We start from the raw sequence: 21,114 nt of genomic DNA, 5'->3' as shown, positions 1-21,114 counted from the left end.
TCGTTGGCGCGGCGGGATCCTCATGGGAAGAATCCGCCTCCTCGCCAACTCCCCCGGGGGAAATCGATGAATCAAATTATGGGCAAGCGCCGCCAATGGCTGACAACCGCTGCCGGCCTGGGGCTGGTCGGCCTCACCGGCATGGGCGGCCCCGCCCGCGCAGCGACCGACGCCTTCAGCACCGCCGTGGCGGCCCTGGAGCAGCAGCACGGCGGCCGCCTGGGTGTGGCCCTGCTGGACACCGCCAGCGGCGCCGTGAGCGGCCACCGCCTGGACGAGCGCTTCGCGCTGTGCTCCACCTTCAAGCTGCTGTTGGCCGCCGAGGTGCTGCGCCAGTCCGACCAAGGGCGGCTGCGCCTGCACGACTGGCAGGCCTTTGGTCGCACCCCGTGGGTGCCCCACGCGCCTGTGACCCAGGCGCACAAGAAGCACGGCGGCATGGTGCTCGGCGCACTGGCCGAGGCGACGCAAAAGACCAGCGACAACATGGCCGCCAACCTGCTGCTGCGCCGCCTGGGCGGGCCGGCCGCCTTGACTCAGGCCCTGCGCGAGCAAGGCGACGCCGTGACCCGCATCGACCGCTGGGAGCCTGAGATGAACCGCGTGCCGCCCGGCGAAGTGCGCGACACCACCAGCCCCGCCGCGATGGCCCGCAGCGCTGCGCATTGGGTGCTGGGCGACGTGCTGAAACCGGCCAGCCGCACGCGCCTTCAGCGCTGGATGAAGGACACCGAAACCGGCCTGGACCGCCTGCGCGCCGGCCTGCCCGAAGCTTGGGTGGTGGGTGACAAGACCGGCACCGGCCTGCACCCGAGCATGCCCGACCAGATCAACGACGTGGCCGTCATCTGGCCGCCCGGCCGCACGCCCTGGGTGCTGAGCGCCTACTACGCCGCCCCGGCGCAGGGCAGCGATCACATCCGCGAGGACTTCAAGGCGGTGCTGGCGGAGGTGGGGCGCTTGGCGGGGCGGGCGATTCAAGCTGGAGCCGCTTGAGCGACGCAGCGCCGCCGGCCCATGCTCAGTGGGCAGCGCCGTCCGGGATGGGGCGGTAGCCCGCCTCCAGCAGCGGCCCCGGATAGCGCTCGCGCAGCAGGCGCCAAAGCCGTTGGCGCGCGCCGGTACTGCCCAAGGCCTGCGCCAGCAACTGGCGATCGGCGCCACCCAGGGGCTCCAGCGCCAGATAGATGCCCGACGGCTGCCAGTCCAGCTCCGCCAAGGGCCTGGCACTGAGCTGCCGCGCCAACGTGCGCAACTCAGCCTGTTCCGCTTGCATGAGCTGACCCTGCAGGATCACAGGATTCATCAAGGCCGCGTCGGCCAGACCATCGCGCAGCGCGCGCACCACGCCGACGACATCCGCCTCAACGACCAGTCGATCGCGTTGCTTCAGCTGGCTCTGAAGCTCACGATAGGCCGGCCCGTTGTCCACGCCCCGCAGCACCGCCACACGCAAACTGCCTTCTGCAATCAGACTCGCGGCCGTGGTCACGGCCTGTGGCAACGGACGCAAGGCCACCAAGGTAGGGCGCACCTGCAGCAGGGCCACATGCTGCCCAAAGGGATCGCGAAGCTCCGTGCGCTGCGCCGGCAGCAGCAAGTCCGAGCGCCGCGCCAGGAAGAGCATTTCCTGCCGGGCGCGCGGCACGGGCTGGAAGCGGAACGTGCAGCCCGCCTGACGCCCCACATCATTGAGCAGCTCAACGAAGGCACCGCCGACCCGATCCTGCTGCACCGTCACCATCAGACCCATCGCCGACACCGGCACCAGGAGCTCGCGCGAGCAGCCCGCGTGAGCGCCCGCAGCCAGCATGAGCAAGAACCCGGCGATGCCGGATGCGAATCGGGGCGATCGAGGTGACATGGCATGTACTCGGTTCAGCTCGCTTTGTACGCCCAGCGCTGACCCAAAGGCCCCCGCAACAACCCGCCTCAGCCGCCCCAGGCTGAGACACTTCAGCCCTTGCCACCACCCGCCCCACTATGCGCATCGCCATCGAACCCCATGTCCGTCTGTTCGTCGACATTGAAGGTCTGGGCTGGGTGCCTGATGGGCCGCGGTTGCGTGAAAAGCCCACCCTGGTGTTGATCCACGGCGGGCCGGGTTTTGATCACACGGGCTTTCGGCCCTTCTTCTCGCAGCTGGCCGACCTGGCGCAGATCGTCTATTACGACCAGCGCGGCCATGGCCGCAGCGACACGCGGCCGGCGAGCGAGTGGACCCTGGACACCTTTGCCGACGATGTGGTGCGGCTGTGTACGGCCCTCGGCATCGAAAAGCCCATCGTGCTGGGCCAGAGCTTTGGTGGCTTCGTGGCGCAGCGCTATATCGAGCGCCACCCCGCGCATGCGCGGGCGGTGATCCTCTCCAGCACCTCACACCACTTCGGGCTGGCGCGCAAGAACGCCTGGTTCGAGCGCCTGGGCGGACCGCAGGCCGGCGCCGCCAGCGCGGCCTTCTGGGGCCAGCCCAATGCCGCCACCTGGGCGCTCTATGAGCAGCACTGCCGCCACCTCTACAACACCCGCCCCAAAGACACCGATACCTCAGGCTGGATGGTGTTTCGGCCCGAGATCCTGTTTGAGAGCGCCGGCGGCGAGCAGCAGACCATGGACCTGCGCCCCGGCCTGGCCAAGGCCCAGTGCCCGGTGCTGGTGATGGCCGGTGAGCAGGACCCGGTGACGCCCATCGAAGACGCCGAAGAGATCGTGGCGGCACTTCCAGCCCAATGGGTGCGCTTCCATCGCTTCCCCGGCGTGGGCCACGGCCCCTGGCGCGACGACCCGCAGACCACGCTGCGGGTGCTGCGCGAATTCATCGCGGCCTAGGACGCGGCTGGGTTCGACGCGGGCCGCTCGGGCGCGCGCCGGGGCAATCGCAGGGTGACGACGGTGCCCACGCCCACCTCGCTGTGCACCGCCAGTTGCCCGCCCAGGGTCTTGCGCACCAGGGTGTCCACGATGGTCATGCCCAGCCCCGTACCCCCGGCGCCAATGCGGGTACTGAAGTAGGGCTCGAACAGGCGCTTCAAGGTCGTCGCGTCCATCCCCCGGCCGTTGTCGCGCACGGTCATCAGCACCCCATCCGCCTCAGGCTGCGCCTCGATGCGCAGCAGTCCGGCCTGCTCCGGCCCAAATGCATGCAGATTGGCGTTGTTGATCAGATTGATCAGCACCTGCCCCAGCGGCCCGGGGTAGCTGTCCATTGCGATGCCGGGGGCAATCGCGCACTCCACCCGGTGCGGCAGGCGGCGCTGGGTCGGGGCCAAGGTGTCGATCAACTCCTCCACCAGAGTGGCCAAGTCGAACACCCGGCGCTGCTCGCTGCCCTGATCGGCGGCCACTTGGCGGAACCGATCCACCAGCTCGGCCGCCCGGGCCAGATTGCGGGCCGCCAGACTGGCGTTGTCGCCCACCTGATCCACGAAGTGGCGCAGCTCGCTGCGACGCAAGTCGCCAGCGGCCAGTCGCCCCTCAAATTCACGCGTCTGATCCACCAGGTTCTGGGTGCAGATCAAGCTGTTGCCCAAGGGGGTCTGCAGTTCGTGCGCGGCGCTGGCCATCACTGTGTGCAAGGTGGCGCGGGTATCGGCATGGGCCAGTTCCTCGCGCGACTCGCGCAGCGCCTCCAGCGCCCGCTCCAACTCCGCACCCCGCTCGGCCACCCGGGCTTCCAAGGTGCTGTTGAGCTCCAGGATGCGGGCCTCTGCCGCCTTGCGCGCGTCAATATCCAGCAGGGTTCCGGCCATGATCCAAGGCAGGCCTTCGGGAGTGCGCGCGAGCAACCTGCCACGCGCCTGGGCCCAGACCCAGCCTCGCGTCAGGTGGCGATGGCGGTACTCGATCTCATAACGCTCGGCCTCGCCCTTGAAATGCCGTTCCAGGGCCTGGCGCACGCGTGGGATGTCCTCAGGGTGGCAGTCCTGCTCCCAGTGGTAGTCCGGCCCGGGCCGGTAGCTGCCGGGCTCGTGCCCGCCCAGGCGCTGCCACTGCGTGTTGACGTGGTAGACCCGGTGGATCAAGTCCGCTTCCCAGGTGGCGGCCTGGGTCCCGTCCAACACATTGGCCAGTCGCTCCCGCTCGCCTCGCATGGTCTCCTGCGAGGCATGGGCGGCGGCCCGTTCGCGCTGTGCGCGCCAAAGGGCATAAGTGAGCAAGGCGGTGGCCAACAGGCCCAAGACCAGCAGGCCCTGGGCTTGCCGATCCGCCCGGCCCAAAAAGGCATCCTGGGGCTGAAGCAGCAAGCTCCAACTGCGCTCCGCCACGTTCACGGTGTGACGCCGCTCAAGCGTCAGGGCCGCCCCGGTGGTGGCCGGCTGCTGCGCCGGCCGGTTCGTATACAGCAGGGCCCCGCGCGGCTCATCCCCTTCAAACACCCATAGATTCATGTGTGCGCGTTGGGCCTGCTCGCCCACGGCCTGGAGCAGGGCCGGCAGCTCGATGACAGCGGCCAAATAGCCCCGCACCGCTTCGGGCGCGTCGGGTCCATGCGCCTTGACCGCGGTACTGATGGCAAAGCCCTTGATGGCCGGCCCCTGGATGGCGCGTTTGATGAGCGGGAAGCTGACCGAAGCCACCGGCCGACCCAGGCGGGCCGATTGCAGCTTGGACGCCATGCGCATGGCATCGGGGGCCAGGTTGTAGCCCAGCGGGGCGTCGGCCTCGGGCCAGGCAAACAGCACCGGAACATAGTGGTCGCGCACCGGGGCGGGCGACCACTGCGTCTGCGATGCATCGGGCTCGACGATGCGGTAGTGCGCCAAGCCCTGAGCCCGGGCCTCGCGCTCGAAGGTCTCTCGATCGGCCTGCTGCACCACCGGTTGCCACTCCAGCAGGCTGATGGGAGGCAGGGCCACGGCAAGCTGTTGCGCATAGCGCACAAAACTGCCGCGCGGCAGTTGGTCATGGCTTTGCACCATCAGGCCGGCGTTGCGCACCGCCTCAACCGTGCGCGTCAACTCACGCTCCACCTGACTCACGATTTCGCGCGCCGCAGCGCTGCTGCGCTCCTGCTGCCGCAGGGCCTCGGCGTCCCGCATCGAGCCATGGCCCAGGGCGCTGACACCCAGGCCAAAGACGAGTGTCAGCAGCAACAGGCCTCGGTCACGCCAACGCCCACCGGGCGCACGGTGCGGAGGCGGGGGCGATGAAGGTGACGACTCGTCCATCGCTTGTTCGGCGCTATGCCTTGGACTTGTGAAGCGTGGCAGCGAGGGTCATCAGCGTCTTCAGATCGGCTTGAGCGCGGTCAGCAGCATCTCAGTGATCAGCGCCTGCGCTGCCTTGTAGTCCTGGCTTTCCAGCGCCGGCTTGCCCAACAGCAGCGCGAACTGCGGCGCCAGATCGGCATAGGCCTGGGTGCTGGCCCACAGCAGAAACATCAGGTGGGTGAAGTCCAGGCGTCGAATCAGACCATGGTCAGCCCACCGCTCGAAGGCCTGCACATCGGCGCGCAGCACCGGCAACACCTGCGCGCGCAGGCGTTCGGCATAGCGCGGCGCACCGGCCATCACCTCGCGCGTGAACACCGCCGAACCGCTGGGGCGCTCCTGGCTGAAACGCAGCTTGGCGGCCACGTAATCGCGGATGGCCTGCTCGGGATCGGTGGCTTGGCCAATGCGGCTCATGCCCGCCAGCCAGGAGGCCAACACATCGTCGAGCACGGCGTCGTACAGCGCCTCTTTGCTCGGGTAGTAATAGAGCAGGTTCTGGCGGCTCAGGCCCAGCTCGCTGGCAATGGTCTCCAGCGACACGCCCTCAAAGCCATAGCGGGCGAACTGGGTCTCGGCGGCCTGCAGGATGAGCTGCAGTTTCTCAATGCGCGCAGCGCGCGGCGCTCGCACGGGTCTCTCAAGGGGCATCAGGGCACTCATGGCGGCATTGTGGTCGGCGCTGCAGGGCCAGCCCGGAGCGGGTTTGTCCGGGCGCGCTATTTTTACCAATCAGTAAAGATGCGGCCATTCCCGAACGGAGCCCGGACGATGAACCCTTCCGACCCGACGCGCTGCGGCCTGCATGCCCACCGTCTGCCCGAGGCCGCTTACGCGCAGAACTTTGCCGATGCGCACCCGACGCTGACACCGCAGCAGGCGCAGATCGAGGCCGAGCGTTGCCTCTACTGCTATGACGCGCCCTGCCAGACGGCCTGCCCCACCGGCATCGATGTGCCCAGCTTCATCGCCCGCATCGCCCAGGGCAATGTGCGCGGCGCGGCGCGCGCCATCCTGGAAGCCAACCCGCTGGGCGGCATGTGCGCACGGGTCTGCCCCACCGAGGTGCTGTGCGAGCAGGCCTGCGTGAAGAACGCCTCCGAGCACAAGGCGGTGGAGATCGGCGCGCTGCAGCGCTTTGCCACCGACGCCTATTTCGCCAAACCCGGGGCAGCGCTGTTCACGCGCGCAGCCGCCACCGGCAAGAAGGTGGCCGTGGTGGGCTCGGGCCCGGCCGGCCTGGCCTGCGCCCATGGCCTGGCGCGCCAGGGCCACGAGGTGGTGATCTTCGAGGCCAGGCCCAAGGGCGGCGGCCTGAATGAATACGGCCTGGCGACCTATAAGACGGCCGGTGGCTTTGCGCAGCAAGAGCTCGACTGGCTGCTGTCCATCGGCGGCATCGAACTGCGCTGCGGGCAAAAGATCGGCCGCGACATCACGCTCAGCGGCTTGCTGGACGACTTTGATGCCGTCTTCCTGGGCCTGGGCCTGGGCGGCGTGAATGCCCTGGGCCTGAATGAGCCGCCGCTGACGGGGCTGCGTGACGCCGTGGACTTCATCGCCGAGCTGCGTCAGAACGACCCCAAGACGGTGGCAGTCGGCCGGCGTGTCGTCGTCATTGGCGGCGGCATGACGGCCGTGGACGCTGCCGTGCAAAGCAAGCTCTTGGGCGCCGAGGAGGTCAGCATCGTCTACCGGCGCGGCGCGGAGTCGATGTCGGCTTCCGAAGTGGAACAGCAATGGGCCCTGCAGCACGGGGTGACGATCCGCCACTGGGCCGCACCCGCAGCCCTGCTGAGTGCCGATGGCGCGGTGACCGGCATGCGCTTCGCGCGCACCGCCCTGGAGGGCGGCAAGCTGGTGCAGACCGGCGGAGAGTTTGAGCTCCAGGCGGACATGGTGCTGCGCGCCATCGGTCAGACATTGGGTCAAACACTCGAAGGGGCTCCGGCCGGCATCGAACTGCAGGGCGGTCGCATCAAGACCGATGAAATGGGGCGCACCAGCCGCGCCGGCGTCTGGGCCGGCGGCGACTGCCGCTTTGGCGGGCGCGACCTCACCGTCGAAGCCGTCGAGCATGGCAAACAGGCCGCGCTTTCCATCCACGCCGACCTCATGAAGCAGGGAGCTTGAGCCATGGCGGACATCAGCAGCAATTTCCTCGGCATCAAAAGCCCCAACCCCTTCTGGCTGGCCAGCGCGCCGCCCACGGACAAGGAGATCAATGTCGTGCGCGCCTTTGAGGCGGGCTGGGGCGGTGTGGTCTGGAAGACCCTGGGCGAGGACCCGCCGGTGGTCAACGTCAACGGCCCGCGCTACTCCACCCTGCTGGGGCCGGATCGCCGTGTGCTGGGCCTGAACAACATCGAACTCATCAGCGACCGGCCGCTGCAGGTCAATCTGGACGAGATCCGCCGCGTCAAGCGCGCCTGGCCGGACCGGGCCATGGTGGTCTCGCTGATGGTGCCCTTGGACGAACAGGCCTGGAAGCGCATCCTGGTGCAGGTGGAAGACACCGGCGCCGACGGGGTGGAGCTGAACTTCGGCTGCCCGCATGGCATGAGCGAGCGCGGCATGGGCTCGGCGGTGGGCCAGGTGCCCGAGTACATCGAACGCATCACCGGCTGGTGCAAGACGCACACCAAACTGCCGGTGATCGTCAAGCTCACGCCCAACATCACCGATGTGCGCTACCCCGCGCGGGCGGCCAAAGCGGGCGGCGCGGACGCAGTGAGCCTGATCAACACCATCAACTCGGTGATGGGGGTGGATCTGGAACGCATGGTGATGAACCCGGTCACCGACGGCTGGGGCTCGCATGGCGGCTATTGCGGCCCGGCGGTCAAGCCCATTGCCCTGAACATGGTGGCCGAGATCGCGCGCGACGCCACGACGGCCGGCCTGCCGATCTCGGGCATTGGCGGCATCACCACCTGGCGCGACGCGGCCGAGTTCATCGCCATGGGCTGTGGCACGGTGCAGGTCTGCACGGCGGCCATGGTCTACGGCTTCAAGATCGTGCAGGACCTCTGCGACGGCCTGTCCAACTTCATGGACGAGCAGGGCTACAAGACCCTGGACGACTTCAAGGGCCGCGCCGTGCCCTCGGTGAAGAACTGGAACCAACTCAATCTCAACTACGTCGAGAAGGCGGTCATCAACCAGGACAGCTGCATCCAATGCGGACGCTGCCATGTGGTGTGCGAGGACACCTCGCATCAGGCCATCTTCGCGATGAAGGATGGGCGCCGCCACTTCGAGGTCAACGAGGCCGAGTGCGTGGGCTGCAATCTGTGCGTGTCGATTTGCCCGGTGCCGAACACGATCACGATGCGTCGTGTGGCGCCCGGCGAGGTGGATCTGCGTACCGGTGCGGTGGTGTCCGGGGAGTATGCGAACTGGACCACCCACGCGAATAACCCGATGCGCAGTGGATGTGGTTCGTGATGAACTGATTGCAAATCAATCAGGTCATAGGGAGGGCTTGATGGCGCGGTACAGCCCGCAGGGGCTTCACCCCTGCACCCGACCCCTTTCTCTTTGCTTCGCCAAAGAGAAAGGGGGAAAGAGAAAGGCGACCCCCGATGCCTACGCCCCTGGCTGCGCCAGGGGTTCCCTGCGCTGCTCAGGCCTTGGGGGCGGCGCGGAACGCGCTTCGCTCGCAAGCTCGCTACGCTTGAACGGCCGCGCCGAGTCAGTTCACGTGGCGCGCTGCGCGCGCTCCCCCAAGCCCTTGCGCTGCTCGGCTTGGCATAGGGGGCCCCCCAAACAGCCAACAGCCGAACAGCCCGGACTTCATCCGGCCGCTCCGTTTCCCGGGGTCCCCTATGCGCTGCCGAGAAGCACAGCGACTGAGGGCGTGCGCGCCAGCGCACTTCCACTTCTGGCTCGGGGCGGCCGTTCAAACGCAGTGAGCGCAGCGAACGGAGTGCGTTCCGCCCCGTGCCCTCAGGCGCGAGCACCTGTGGCCGGACATCAACAGCCCATGCGGGCTGTTGATGTCTGCCGAAGGACAGCGCCTCTGGCGCTGGCGGCGGGCACCCCAGCCGCAGGCTGGGGCTGCGCATCAGGGTCGCCCTTCTTTGCCTACTTTCTTCGGCGAAGCGAAGAAAGTAGGTCGGCCGCCGGGCCGAAATCCCGGCGGGCTCTTTCAAACCGCAAGGACATGCACTGATGACTGAGTCGGCCAACAGCCTCGCCAACGAGGACCTCCTACCCACCACGGCAGCCCAACGCCACTGGTCCGCCAAAGACTACGCGGCGCTCTGGGTGGGCATGGTCATCTGCGTGCCCACCTACACGATGGCCAGCTCGATGCTGGACCAGGGCTTCAGCTGGCAGCAGGCGATCTGGCTGGTCTTCATCGCCAACTGCATCGTGCTGGCACCCATGCTTCTGATCGGCCACGCCGGCGCCAAATACGGCATCCCCTTCCCGGTGCTGGCCCGCGCGTCCTTCGGGGTCAAGGGCGCCAACCTGCCCGCCGTGCTGCGCGGGCTGGTGGCCTGCGGCTGGTTCTCCATCAATTGCTACTTCGGCGGCCTGGCCCTGCATGGTCTCTTGAACACCCTGGGCTTTGCGCTCGCCGGTCCGGCGGCGGGCGAGACCATCAGCGCATCGCAGTTCGCCTGCTTCATGGCCTTCTGGGCCCTGCACCTGGTCTTCATCTGGCGCGGGCTCGAATCCATCCGTCTGCTCGAAGTGGTGGCCGCGCCGCTGATGATCTTGGCCTCCATCGGCCTGGTCGTCTGGGCCTTCATGAACGTGTCGCCGAGCCAGATCTTCAGCCTGCCGGCCAAGGTGGTGGAGGGCGGCCCCAAAACCTGGGCGGCACTCACCGGCCTGGTCGGCTTCTGGGCCACGCTGGCGCTCAACATCCCGGACTTCACGCGCTTCGCCAAAAACCAGCGCGAGCAGATGACCGGCCAGGCCATCGGCCTGCCGCTGCCCATGGCGCTGTTTTCGCTGGTCGGTGTGATCGGCTTTTCGGTCAGCCAGATCCTGTACGGCAAGGCCCAGCTGTTCCCCGACGGGCTGCTGACGCAAATGGGCCCGCTGGCCGCCGGCATCGGCCTGGTGGTCATCCTGCTGGCGAACCTGACGACCAATGTGGCCGCGAACCTGGTTTCGCCCAGCTACGACTTCTCGCTGCTGGCGCCGGACAAGATCAGCTTCCGCATGGGCGGGCTGATCGCCGCCGGCATCGGCCTGCTCTTCATGCCCTGGAAGCTCTTGGCCACCTCGGGGGCCTATCTATTCACCTGGCTGGGCGGCTACGGCACCCTGCTCGGCGCCATTGCCGGCATCTTGCTGGTGGACTACTACGGGGTGCGCAAGGCCACGCTCAAGGTGGACGAGCTATATCAGCGCGGCGGCGCCTACGAGTACGCAAACGGCTGGAACGGACGAGCCGTGATCGCCTTTGTGCTGGGCGTGCTGCCCTGTCTGCCGGGCTATCTGGCGGTGTCGGGCGTCATTGCCAAAGACGGCCTCCCGCCGCTGCTGCTCGGTCTGTTCGACTTCGGCTGGTTCTTCAGCCTGGGCGTCGCCGGCCTCATCTACTTCCTCACCGCAAAACGAGACCACTGAAATGACTGCCTTGCTGATCCGTGGCGCTACCGTCGTCAACGCCGACCGTGAGTTCGCCGGCGATGTGCTCTGTGTGGATGGCGTCATCGCCGCCGTGGGTGAGCGCGCGGCGCGCGAGGCCCCGGCGGGCTGTCAGGTGCTGGACGGCAGCGGCCAATACCTGATGCCCGGCGGTATCGACCCGCACACGCATATGCAGCTGCCCTTCATGGGCACGGTGACGATGGACGACTTCTTCACCGGCACGGCCGCCGGCCTGGCCGGGGGCACCACGTCCATCATCGACTTCGTCATCCCCAACCCGCAGCAGCCGCTGATGGAGGCCTACCGAACCTGGCGCGGCTGGGCTGAGAAGAGTTCAGCCGACTACAGCTTCCATGTGGCCGTGACCTGGTGGAACGAGGGCGTCAGCCGCGACATGGGCACCCTCGTCACCGAGGAAGGCGTGAACAGCTTCAAGCACTTCATGGCCTACAAGAACGCCATCATGTGCGACGACGAGACCCTGGTGAACAGCTTCCGCCGCGCGCTGGAACTGGGCGCCATGCCCACCGTGCATGCCGAGAACGGCGAACTGGTCTACCTGCTGCAGCAGGAGGTGGCCAAGATGGGCATCACCGGGCCGGAGGGGCATCCGCTCTCGCGCCCCCCGATGGTGGAGGGTGAGGCCGCCAACCGCGCCATTGCGATTGCCGATGTGCTGGGCGTGCCGATCTACATCGTGCATGTGTCCTGCATCGAGGCCGCTGAGGCCATCGCCCGCGCCCGGGCGCGTGGCCAGCGTGTGTATGGCGAGGTACTGGCCGGCCATCTGCTGATCGACGACTCGGTCTACCGCGACAAGGACTTCGCGCGCGCCGCCGCGCACGTGATGAGCCCGCCCTTCCGCCCCAAGATCCACCAGGACTTCCTGTGGCGCGGCCTGCAGGCCGGCAGCCTGCACACCACCGCCACCGACCACTGCACCTTCTGCGCGCAGCAGAAGGCCGCCGGCATCGAGCATTTCGCCAAGATCCCCAATGGCTGCGGCGGCATCGAGGAGCGGCTGGCGGTGATCTGGGACGCCGGCGTCAACACGGGCCGGCTGACCCCGAGCGAGTTCGTCGCCATCACCAGTGCCAACACCGCCAAGCTCTTCAACCTCTACCCGCGCAAAGGCGTCATCACTGAAGGCGCCGACGCCGACCTGGTGCTGTGGGATCCGCAGGGCACGAAAACGATCTCCGCCAAGACCCAGCACAGCAAGGGCGACTTCAATATCTTCGAGGGCCGCACGGTCAAAGGCATTCCCAGCCACACCATCGCGCAGGGCCGTGTGGTGTTCGCCCACGGCGACCTGCGCGCCGAGGCCGGCCGCGGCCGCTACTTGAAGCGCCCAGCTTTTGGACCGAACTTTCAGGCGGTGACCAAGCGCACACAGGATCTGGCCCCCAGCGCGGTCAGCCGCTGAAAGGAATTGCGATGAACAAGCTGCGCATCAACGGCCAACGCCTGTGGGACTCTCTGATGGAGCTGGCGAGAATCGGCGCCACCGACAAGGGCGGCGTCTGCCGCCTGACCCTCACCGACCTGGACAAGCAAGGCCGCGACCTGGTGCTGCGCTGGGCCCGCGAGGCGGGCATGACGGTCACCATCGACCAGATCGGCAACGCCTTCATGCGCCGCGCGGGGCGCAACAACAGCCTGCCGCCCATCATGACCGGCAGCCACATCGACACCCAGCCCACCGGCGGCAAGTTCGATGGCAACTACGGCGTGCTGGCCGGCATCGAGGTGGTGCGCACGCTCAACGACCACGGCATCGAGACCGAGGCCCCGATCGAGGTGGCCTTCTGGACCAACGAGGAAGGCTCGCGCTTTGTGCCCGTGATGATGGGCTCGGGCGTGTTCGCCAAGGCCTTCACGCTGGAGCACGCCTACGCCGCCACCGACACCGGGGGCAAGACCGTCAAGGGTGAGCTGGAGCGCATCGGCTACATCGGCACGGAGGTGCCGGGCGAGCACCCGATCGGCGCCTACTTCGAGACCCATATCGAGCAGGGCCCGGTGCTGGAGGACCACGGCAAGACCATCGGCGTCGTCACCGGGGTGCTGGGCATCCGGTGGTATGACTGCACCGTCACCGGCATGGAAGCCCATGCCGGCCCCACGCCCATGGCATTGCGCCGCGATGCCCTGCAGGTGGCCACGAAGCTGATGCAAGAAGTGGTGGCCTGCGCGCACCGCCACCCTCCGCACGGCAGGGGAACTGTGGGCATGGTGCAGGTGCACCCCAACAGCCGCAACGTCATCCCCGGCCGCGTCAAGTTCAGCATCGACCTGCGCAATGCCAGCGACGCGCTGTGCGAGGCCATGGACGCCGACATCCGCGCCGTGGCCGCCAAGCTCTCGGCGGAGAGCGGGCTGCCGATCCAGATCGAGCAGGTCTCCAACTACCCGGCTCAGCCCTTCCATCCGGACTGCATCGCCGCCGTGCAAAAGGCCGCCGACGAGCTGGGTTACTCCAACATGCCCGCCGTCTCCGGCGCCGGGCATGACGCCGTCTACATGGCCCGGCTGGCCCCGGCCGGCATGATCTTCATCCCCTGCAAGGACGGCATCAGCCACAACGAAATCGAGGATGCTCAGCCTGAGCACCTCGAAGCCGGCTGCAATGTGCTGCTGCAGGCCATGCTGAGCGTGGCCCGAGCAGGGTCCTGAGGACCCTGCGACGCCTCGCGAAGGCCCTGCCATGTCTTGCATGGCTGGGCTGAGCGTGGCCCGAGCAGGATTCTGGGCTGAGTCCACACGAAGGGCCGAACATCCAGTTCGACCTGGGTGACGCCTCTCGAAGGCCCTGCCATGTCTTGCATGGCAGGGCTGAGTAGAAGCCGTCACGTCCCGCTGGTAGCCTCGCGGCTTCCTTGAAACCAGGAGGCGCGATGTCAATCAGACGCTGGTGGCCAGCATGGGTGCTCGGCCTCTTGTTGGTGGCGGCCGGCCTGTGGTGGGCCAACCAACCGAACCCCACGCCGACCTCCGACTGTCTGGGCACGCAGACACTCGGCGACGGTCTGCAACGCCAGCCGGGGGCGCGGCGACTGACCTCGGTGCTGCATGCCTTCACCGGTCAGCCGCAGGACATGCGTTCGCTGGTCTGCAGCCTGCGCGAGGCGGCCCCCAGCGATGTCTGGGTGCCGAAGCTCCCTTTCAGCAGCACGTCGCGCGCGCAGCCAGCCGATGTGCTGGCGCAGTTGGTGAGTCAGTTGGACAAGCACTGGTTGCAAGGCAATGCCCAGGGCCAGGCCTATGAAGAGCTGGTGATCGTTGGTCACAGCCTGGGCAGCCTGTTTGCACGCAAGCTTTATGTCCTGGGGCGCGGCGGCTCGGCCCTGGGCCCATCGCTGGCCGAACCCGGCCTGGACGCGGCCTTGCGCGCCGCCGGCGGCGCCCCCTTGCTGGCCGCCCGCCCGTGGGCCCTGGCCACCCGACGCATCGTGCTGATGGCCGGCATCAACCGGGGCTGGACGGTTTCGCACCATATGGATCTCGGCCATGGTCTGCTCTATGGCGCCGGGGTCACGCTGGCGCGCTGGGCGCAGGCGGCCGGGACTGATCCTTTCATCGTGATGGCCGGCCATCGCGGCGCTGCCTTCCTCAGCCAGTTGCGCCTGCAATGGCTGGCGTTGAGTCAGCTCGCCGCCGCAGACCAGCAAGGTCTGGCGAAGGTGGTGCAATTGCTGGGCACCCGAGACGATCTTGTGCCGCCCAGCGACAACGTCGATCCGCTCAATGATTTCGTCTATCTGGAGGTGCCGAACTCGGGCCATCGCGATGTCATCGACATGGCGGCCTCCGACAGCATTCCCGAAGCCTGGGCCCGCCAGCGCCGCGAAGTCTTTCAGCGCGCGCTGGGTGACGCGCCCACCAGCGATCTCCATCCGGCTCGCCCCCACCAGCAAGGGGACGCAAACGTCCGCCATGTGATCTTCGTCATCCATGGCATCCGCGATCAGGGCTTCTGGACCGAGCGTGTGGCCCATCGCGTACAGGCCGAGTTGCTAAAGACTCCGGAGTGCCAAGCCCTGCCCCCGGGCGCGCGCTGTGTCGCTCAGGAAGTTTCCAGCTACGGCTATTTCCCCATGCTGTCCTTTCTTCAGCCCGGCGCCCGGCAACAAAAGGTGGAATGGCTGATGGACCGCTACACCGAGGCCAAGGCGCGATTCCCGCAGGCGCGCTTCAGCTATGTGGGCCACAGCCACGGCAGCTATCTGCTTAAAGAGGCCATGCGGGACTACCCAGCCGTGCGATTCGAGCGCGTGCTGCTGGCCGGCAGCGTGCTGCGCAGCGATCAACGCTGGCACGACTGGCTGGATCAGGGCCGTATCGGCCAGTTGCTCAACCTGACGGCCGATGCCGACTGGGTGGTGGCCCTTTTTCCCAATGGACTGGAGGCGCTCCAACTCCAGGATCTTGGAGGGGCCGGCCACCACGGTTTCAGCGATCAGCACCCCCGCTTGCTGCGCCTGCCGCAGTCAAAGCACCTGCACGGCGGGCATGGCGCCGGCGTTGAGGAGGCGGCATGGCCCCTGATTGCCCGCTTCATCGCGGGCGGTCAGGTGGAGACGGGCCCCGCACCGTTGGCCGATCGCCACGCACCGCTGACCCGCTGGGGTGCGCCGCTGGCCCCTGCGGTCTGGGTGCTGGGACCGCTGCTGCTGCTCTGGGGCCTTATGAAGCTGCTGCGCAGTCGGCTGCGTGAATGGATCAAGACCGTGGCCGTCCTGGGCTACCTCGGCTTGATCTGGGGCGTACTGACCCAGGTTTGAGCTTCGATTACCGAGGAAACGATATGGACCCCATCAATCGACGTGCGCTACTGGTCCAGGGCGGCGCCCTGAGCCTGCTGGGTTGTGGCGGCGGCGGCGACGCCACGGCGCCCGCTGCGTTCGAACCGAAGCTGGCCGGCGCGAGCTCATCCGGGCCGAACGCGGCGCGCCGCGCCGCTTGGGCCGCTGAGGACGCGCCAGCCGGTCGCGCGCCCTATCGCAGCGCCCAGCCTCTGCTGTTTCAGGGCACCGCCTGGGCACTCATCCCACCCCGCATCCCTGGCGGACGCGAGCGCCGTACCCAGGCCGGCCCCAATGCCGAGTTCGTCGATCGCTACGTCGGTTGGCGCTGGGACCGAATGGGCGGCGACTGGCTGGATGCCCAGGGCCAGCGCTGGGGCTCACAGCCCTGGGCCTCGATGGTCACCGCCACCGGCCCACTCACCCTGGTAAAGCGCTACGAGGCCGATCTCACCAACCTGTTGCAGGCGGTGCAGAAGCAGAACCGCTGGTGCGCGCTGATGCTGCGCACCCGGGGCGTAGCGCGCAAGATTGGTGGCTTGTTTTCCGGCGACGACCGCCAGCCCAGCCTGTGGGTGCGCTACATCGATGGCAGCGAAGCCTGGCTAGCTTGCACTCTCAGCGCCCCCGCCATCACCAGCCTGCCACAGGCGGCACTTAGCGAACTGCCGCTGCCCGCATTCCTCGAGTTCGAGCGTCCGGCCCAGGCCGTCCTATCCGCCCGGCTCGTGCTCACCATCGTCCAGCACAGCAGCGGTGCCAGCGCCATCGAGGTGATGCTGGCCGACCCTCCGCTGAATCGCGATTCGATATTGCAGGGCGTGGCGCAAACGGCCGGGCGCACGGACGAGAACATCCTGCAGGCGCGCGGCATCATCGGCGCACAGCGCTATCCGGATGGAGGGCTGCTGGAGGACTACGTGGTGCCGGGACTTACCAACACCTACGCCTCGCGCGAATTCGATCCGGCGCTGTGGGGCGGCACGCCCGACACCACCAAGCTGCCGCACCGCCATCTGGGCAAGTTCGTCACCGCCAACATCGACAACTGGGCCACCCTGGTCGACTCCAGCTTCCGGGGTGAGGGCTTCCAACCCCTGGTGCCCGGCATGGGCGCGCTGCGCATGTTCATGCCCAAACAGGTCAGCCAGGACGGCGAGGTGGTCGGCTACTCCGGCACCGGCGCCGCCAACGCCTCCATCTTCATGCCCGAACCCCTGTTCGGCCGCCTGCCGCGCATCTTCGTGCGCTACTACTTCCGCCTCGGCACCCCTGAGGGGGATCGCTATGTGCGCAACTCCAAGGACCGCCTGCAGGTCTACAAGGAAGCCGGTCAGAAAGGCCCCGAGTGGGAGGACTGGGGTGGCAAGTTCGGCCTCATGCCCGATCACACCAGCACCTATGGCGGCACCACCGGCTCGTCGGGTGGGGGCGGCGGCTGGCAGATGCGCCTGGCCTGGCAGGACAGCGACTCCGACACCAATGGCCCCAATGACGGCGGCATCCGTCCGGGCTTCCATCTGTTCGACTTTGGGGTGAAACAACCCGCCAGCCACAACTACTCAGGCGACAACGCCGACAAGACCATGTGGGGACAGCGGGGCGGCCTCGGCGGCATCCTCTACGCCAACCAGTGGTACTGCATCGAGACCGAGCTCAAGCTCAACACCGTGATGGACGCCGCCCCCGGCTATGTGGCCGACGGCGAGCTGCGCGCCTGGCTTGATGGTCGCCTGGTTTTCGAGCGCACCGGCATGGTGTTTCGCAGCAAACCCCTGGCACTGGGCGGCATCCCCAACAACCCGGCCGAGATGCCGCCGGTGCGCGACCTCGGCGTGCGGGCCCTGTGGATGAACTGGTACCACGGCGGCGTGGTGAAGAACTCGCTGCCCCGCTCCATGTTCATGACCGCCCTGGCCTACGGCACCGAGTACATCGGGCCGATGCAGTTCTGAGGCCGCTGCCCTCTGTCGCAATTGCTTGCCAGCGGCCGGCCTCCGCCTTTTTAGAATCCCGCCCATTCACACCGCCCCGGCTGCCTTGCCCTCGACAGCCCTCTGGAGTTCTCATGTCCATGCCCAGTCGCCGTTCAGTCCTCCTGCAGGGAGGCGCGCTGGGCCTGATCGGGTGCGGGGGGGGTGGAAGCAGCGAACCCGCCGCTTCACCTTCTGTCCCGCCGCCTGCACCGGCACCGGCCCCCGCTCCTTCTCCGTCACCCGCACCCGCGCCAGCACCCACGCCGGTTCCGCCGCCAGCGCCGGCTCCACTGCCTCTACCTGGCGAGGTCTCCCCCTATCGCAGCCGCCAATCCCTGCTTTTTCAAGGCACGGCGTGGTCGGTCATTCCCGCCCGCATCGCTGGCGGAGCAGAACGCAGGGCCTTGGTTGGGCCGACGGCCGAGTTTGTCGATCGTTATGTGGGTTGGACCTGGGACCGCGCGGGTGGGGACTGGCTGGATGCCAACGGGGTGCGCTGGGGCAATCAGGGCTGGGCCGGCATCGTCACCGACAGCGGACCACTGGACCTGGTCAAGCGCTACGAGGTGGACCTGACCACCTTGATCCGCAAGGTGCAAACCGAAAGGCGCTGGTGCGCCTTCATCCTTCGCCCATTGGGCGTGGCCCGCAAGATGGCGGGCCTATGGGCCGGGGGCGAGCGCATACCCACGCTGATGGTTCGGTACACCGATGGCAGCCAAGCTTCGCTGGCCTGTACCCTGACCGCGCCGGTCATCTCCGGCCTGCCACAGGCCACCCTGGCCGAACTCCCGATGCCGGCCTTCATCGAGTTCGCACCGCCCACCAAGGCCGTCCAGTCCGCCACCCTGGCGCTCACCGTGGTGCAACACAGCGGCGGCAGCGCCAGCACCATTGCCGTGATGCTGGCCGATCCACCCCTCAACCGCGATCCGGTTCAACAAGGCGTGGCCCAATCAGCCGGGGGCCTGGATGTCAACATACTGCAGGCGCGCGGCATCATCGGCGCGCAGCGCTATCCGGATGGCGGCCGTCTTGAAGACTATGTCGCCGCCCCGGGCAGCGGCACCATCAACACCTACGCCTCGCGCGAGTTCGATCCGGCGCTGTGGGGCGGCACGCCCGACACCACCAAGCTGCCGCACCGCCATCTGGGCAAATTCGTCACCGCCAACATCGACAACTGGGCCACCCTGGTCGACTCCAGCTTCCGGGGTGAGGGCTTTCAACCCCTGGTGTCCGGTATGGGCGCGCTGCGCATGTTCATGCCCAAACAGGTCAGCCAGGACGGCGAGGTGGTCGGCTACTCCGGCACCGGCGCGGCCAACGCCTCCATCTTCATGCCCGAACCCCTGTTCGGCCGCCTGCCGCGCATCTTCGTGCGCTACTACTTCCGCCTCGGCACCCCTGAGGGGGATCGCTATGTGCGCAACTCCAAGGACCGCCTGCAGGTCTACAAGGAAGCCGGTCAGAAAGGCCCCGAGTGGGAGGACTGGGGTGGCAAGTTCGGCCTCATGCCCGATCACACCAGCACCTATGGTGGCACCACCGGCTCGTCGGGTGGGGGCGGCGGCTGGCAGATGCGCCTGGCCTGGCAAGACAGCGACTCCGACACCAATGGCCCCAACGACGGCGGCATCCGTCCGGGCTTCCATCTGTTCGACTTTGGGGTGAAACAACCCGCCAGCCACAACTACTCAGGCGACAACGCCGACAAGACCATGTGGGGACAGCGGGGCGGCCTGGGCGGCATCCTCTACGCCAACCAGTGGTACTGCATCGAGACCGAGCTCAAGCTCAATACCGTGATGGACGCCGCACCCGGCTATGTGGCCGACGGCGAGCTGCGCGCCTGGCTTGATGGTCGCCTGGTTTTCGAGCGCACCGGCATGGTGTTTCGCAGCAAACCCCTGGCACTGGGCGGCATCCCCAACAACCCGGCCGAGATGCCGCCGGTGCGCGACCTCGGCGTGCGGGCCCTGTGGATGAACTGGTACCACGGCGGCGTGGTGAAGAACTCGCTGCCCCGCTCCATGTTCATGACCGCCCTGGCCTACGGCACCGAGTACATCGGGCCGATGCAGTTCTGAGGCCGCTGCGCGGCAGCGGCCTGGGGCTTACTTGGTCTTGCCCGCCGCCAGCAGCGCGGTCTTGAGCGACCCATCCATGGGCTTGTCGCCCAGGTAGGCGCGCAGCAGGCAGCCGTAGAAGGGCTTGGAATCGATCTGGCCGATGCGCTGGCCTTTCACGTCCACAAAAGTGCCCTGCCCGGGAATGAAGTCCAGGTTCAGGTCGTCGCCCGCTGCCAGGGTCTTGCGGGTGGCCAGCAATTCGCCCAGGCGCAACAGCCCGGGCAGGCAGTCCGGCAGTTCTTGCGCCGGCACGTTGGCGCGCAGCGCCCCCGAGAGTGCCGCACCGAAGGCTTTACCTTCCTGCGGCTCGATGAAACGGATCTGCAGGCGCCGCGGCCCGGGGGCTTCCAGCGCCTCGGCCGTACTGCGGGCCCACTTCACCAAATACAGGCCGGCTGCATTGCCCTTATTGCTGCCATTCAGGCCGGCGCCATTCAAGCGCAGCTTGTGACCCACCATCAGCACATGAGGCTCGAAGGTGGCGGACTCAATCCGCACCGCCTCCTGGGCCTGTACGGCGGCGGGCAAAGTGCCCGAGACGGCCAGGGCTGCGAGGGCGAGCAAGGGGCGCAAAACAGCAGTCGGCATGGGTACGTTTGGAAACAGTCAATTCGGGACGGGCGGATCTTGCCGTCCCATTGAGTGCGTCTCCTCGGTTGAAACCCGCAGCCGTGGCGCAAATGCACTGGATTTGGAGACATACGCCTAGTTTTCCCGGCCCGCGCAAATTTCGCACGACCGTGCTATTCTGAAATCCATGGAAGCCAAAACCGAGCGCAGCGAGCTGACGCTGCAGGCCATCGTGGACACCGCGCTGCAGATGGCCCTGGCCGAAGGCCTGGAGAGCCTGAGCATGGGCGAGTTGGCCAAGCGCCTGAGCTTATCCAAGAGCGGGGTGTTCTCGCGCGTGGGTTCGCGCGAGGCCCTGCAGGTGGCCGTGATCCAGGAGTACGACCGCCGCTTCCTGCAAGCCGTCTTCACCCCCGCCATGCGCGAGCCGCGCGGCCTGGCGCGCCTGAACTCGGTGCTTCAGCTCTGGCTGCGCCGCGCCGGCGATCCCGATCCGGCGCAGGGCTGCCTCTATTGCGCCGGTGCCTTTGAATACGACGACCGCGAAGGCCCGGTGCGCGTGCAACTGCTCGAGGGCGTGATGCGTTGGCGCGCCGCCCTGCGCCGCACCGTGCAACAGGCTCAGGAAACCGGCGAGCTGCGTGCCGACCTCGACCCGATGCAACTGGTGTTCGAGATTGATGCCCTGGTCACCGGGCTGCAGCGCGACGCCCGTTTCCTGCGCGACAGCAGCGCCACCACCCGCGCCCTGCGCGCTTGGGACCGCCTGATTCAGGCCAGCCTGCCCCAGCCTTAAACCCCAACGTCC

At 67.5% G+C, this 21,114-nt stretch carries 15 protein-coding genes; 11 read left to right on the top strand and 4 right to left on the bottom strand.

From position 1 onward, the window contains the following. Positions 1-66 precede the first annotated feature (66 nt). Positions 67-996, top strand: coding sequence for a class A beta-lactamase (bla, locus tag FF090_RS04615; protein ID WP_175423526.1), 930 nt, complete (start codon positions 67-69; stop codon positions 994-996). A gap of 25 nt (positions 997-1,021) precedes the next feature. Here bla and FF090_RS04610 read toward each other — a convergent pair whose 3' ends face one another. Further along, entirely contained in the window at positions 1,022-1,864 is an 843-nt protein-coding gene (locus FF090_RS04610; RefSeq protein WP_138855607.1) for a transporter substrate-binding domain-containing protein, read from the bottom strand. Between the two features lie 119 nt (positions 1,865-1,983). On the opposite strand from FF090_RS04610, the gene FF090_RS04605 reads away from it, so the two are divergent. Further along, positions 1,984-2,829: an alpha/beta fold hydrolase gene (locus tag FF090_RS04605; protein ID WP_138855606.1), complete on the top strand. Its 846-nt coding sequence runs from the start codon at positions 1,984-1,986 to the stop codon at positions 2,827-2,829. On the opposite strand, the gene FF090_RS04600 is transcribed toward FF090_RS04605, so the two are convergent. Further along, complete coding sequence (locus tag FF090_RS04600) at positions 2,826-5,093, bottom strand: ATP-binding protein (protein WP_175423525.1); 2,268 nt, start codon at positions 5,091-5,093, stop codon at positions 2,826-2,828. The genes FF090_RS04605 and FF090_RS04600 overlap by 4 nt on opposite strands. A gap of 135 nt (positions 5,094-5,228) precedes the next feature. Beyond that, positions 5,229-5,873, bottom strand: a complete 645-nt coding sequence (locus tag FF090_RS04595) for a TetR family transcriptional regulator C-terminal domain-containing protein (RefSeq protein WP_138855604.1) — start codon at positions 5,871-5,873, stop codon at positions 5,229-5,231. A 108-nt stretch (positions 5,874-5,981) separates the two neighbouring features. Between FF090_RS04595 and FF090_RS04590 the strand changes: the two genes are divergently transcribed. The 8 genes from FF090_RS04590 (at position 5,982) to FF090_RS04555 (ending at position 19,694) form a co-directional block, all read left to right on the top strand. Next, a complete protein-coding gene (locus FF090_RS04590; protein WP_138855603.1) occupies positions 5,982-7,343 on the top strand; it encodes an NAD(P)-dependent oxidoreductase in 1,362 nt (453 codons plus the stop codon). Positions 7,344-7,346: 3 nt separating this feature from the next. Then, positions 7,347-8,657, top strand: coding sequence for an NAD-dependent dihydropyrimidine dehydrogenase subunit PreA (preA, locus tag FF090_RS04585; protein WP_138855602.1), 1,311 nt, complete (start codon positions 7,347-7,349; stop codon positions 8,655-8,657). A 726-nt stretch (positions 8,658-9,383) separates the two neighbouring features. Continuing rightward, positions 9,384-10,799 (top strand): NCS1 family nucleobase:cation symporter-1, encoded by a 1,416-nt coding sequence (locus FF090_RS04580; protein ID WP_138855601.1) that lies wholly within the window; start codon positions 9,384-9,386, stop codon positions 10,797-10,799. Position 10,800: 1 nt separating this feature from the next. Continuing rightward, the gene (gene hydA / locus FF090_RS04575) at positions 10,801-12,249 is read left to right on the top strand and encodes a dihydropyrimidinase (RefSeq protein WP_138855600.1); all 1,449 of its coding nucleotides are present in this window, start codon (positions 10,801-10,803) and stop codon (positions 12,247-12,249) included. Positions 12,250-12,260: 11 nt separating this feature from the next. Further along, the gene (locus tag FF090_RS04570; RefSeq protein ID WP_138855599.1) at positions 12,261-13,499 is read left to right on the top strand and encodes a Zn-dependent hydrolase; all 1,239 of its coding nucleotides are present in this window, start codon (positions 12,261-12,263) and stop codon (positions 13,497-13,499) included. A 221-nt stretch (positions 13,500-13,720) separates the two neighbouring features. Beyond that, on the top strand, positions 13,721-15,607 hold the full coding sequence (locus FF090_RS04565; RefSeq protein ID WP_138855598.1) for a hypothetical protein: 1,887 nt from the start codon (positions 13,721-13,723) through the stop codon (positions 15,605-15,607). Positions 15,608-15,630: 23 nt separating this feature from the next. Beyond that, entirely contained in the window at positions 15,631-17,583 is a 1,953-nt protein-coding gene (locus FF090_RS04560; RefSeq protein ID WP_246071509.1) for a hypothetical protein, read from the top strand. Between the two features lie 425 nt (positions 17,584-18,008). After that, a complete protein-coding gene (locus tag FF090_RS04555) occupies positions 18,009-19,694 on the top strand; it encodes a hypothetical protein (protein ID WP_310732988.1) in 1,686 nt (561 codons plus the stop codon). A 27-nt stretch (positions 19,695-19,721) separates the two neighbouring features. On the opposite strand, the gene FF090_RS04550 is transcribed toward FF090_RS04555, so the two are convergent. Then, positions 19,722-20,324, bottom strand: a complete 603-nt coding sequence (locus tag FF090_RS04550) for a chalcone isomerase family protein (RefSeq protein ID WP_138855597.1) — start codon at positions 20,322-20,324, stop codon at positions 19,722-19,724. 169 nt (positions 20,325-20,493) lie between these two features. Between FF090_RS04550 and FF090_RS04545 the strand changes: the two genes are divergently transcribed. After that, the gene (locus FF090_RS04545) at positions 20,494-21,102 is read left to right on the top strand and encodes a TetR/AcrR family transcriptional regulator (protein WP_138855596.1); all 609 of its coding nucleotides are present in this window, start codon (positions 20,494-20,496) and stop codon (positions 21,100-21,102) included. Positions 21,103-21,114: the final 12 nt, after the last annotated feature.

The organism is Inhella inkyongensis, assembly GCF_005952805.1.
GTDB classification, from domain to species: domain Bacteria; phylum Pseudomonadota; class Gammaproteobacteria; order Burkholderiales; family Burkholderiaceae_C; genus Inhella; species Inhella inkyongensis.
This window is presented reverse-complemented; position numbering and strand designations above follow the sequence as displayed.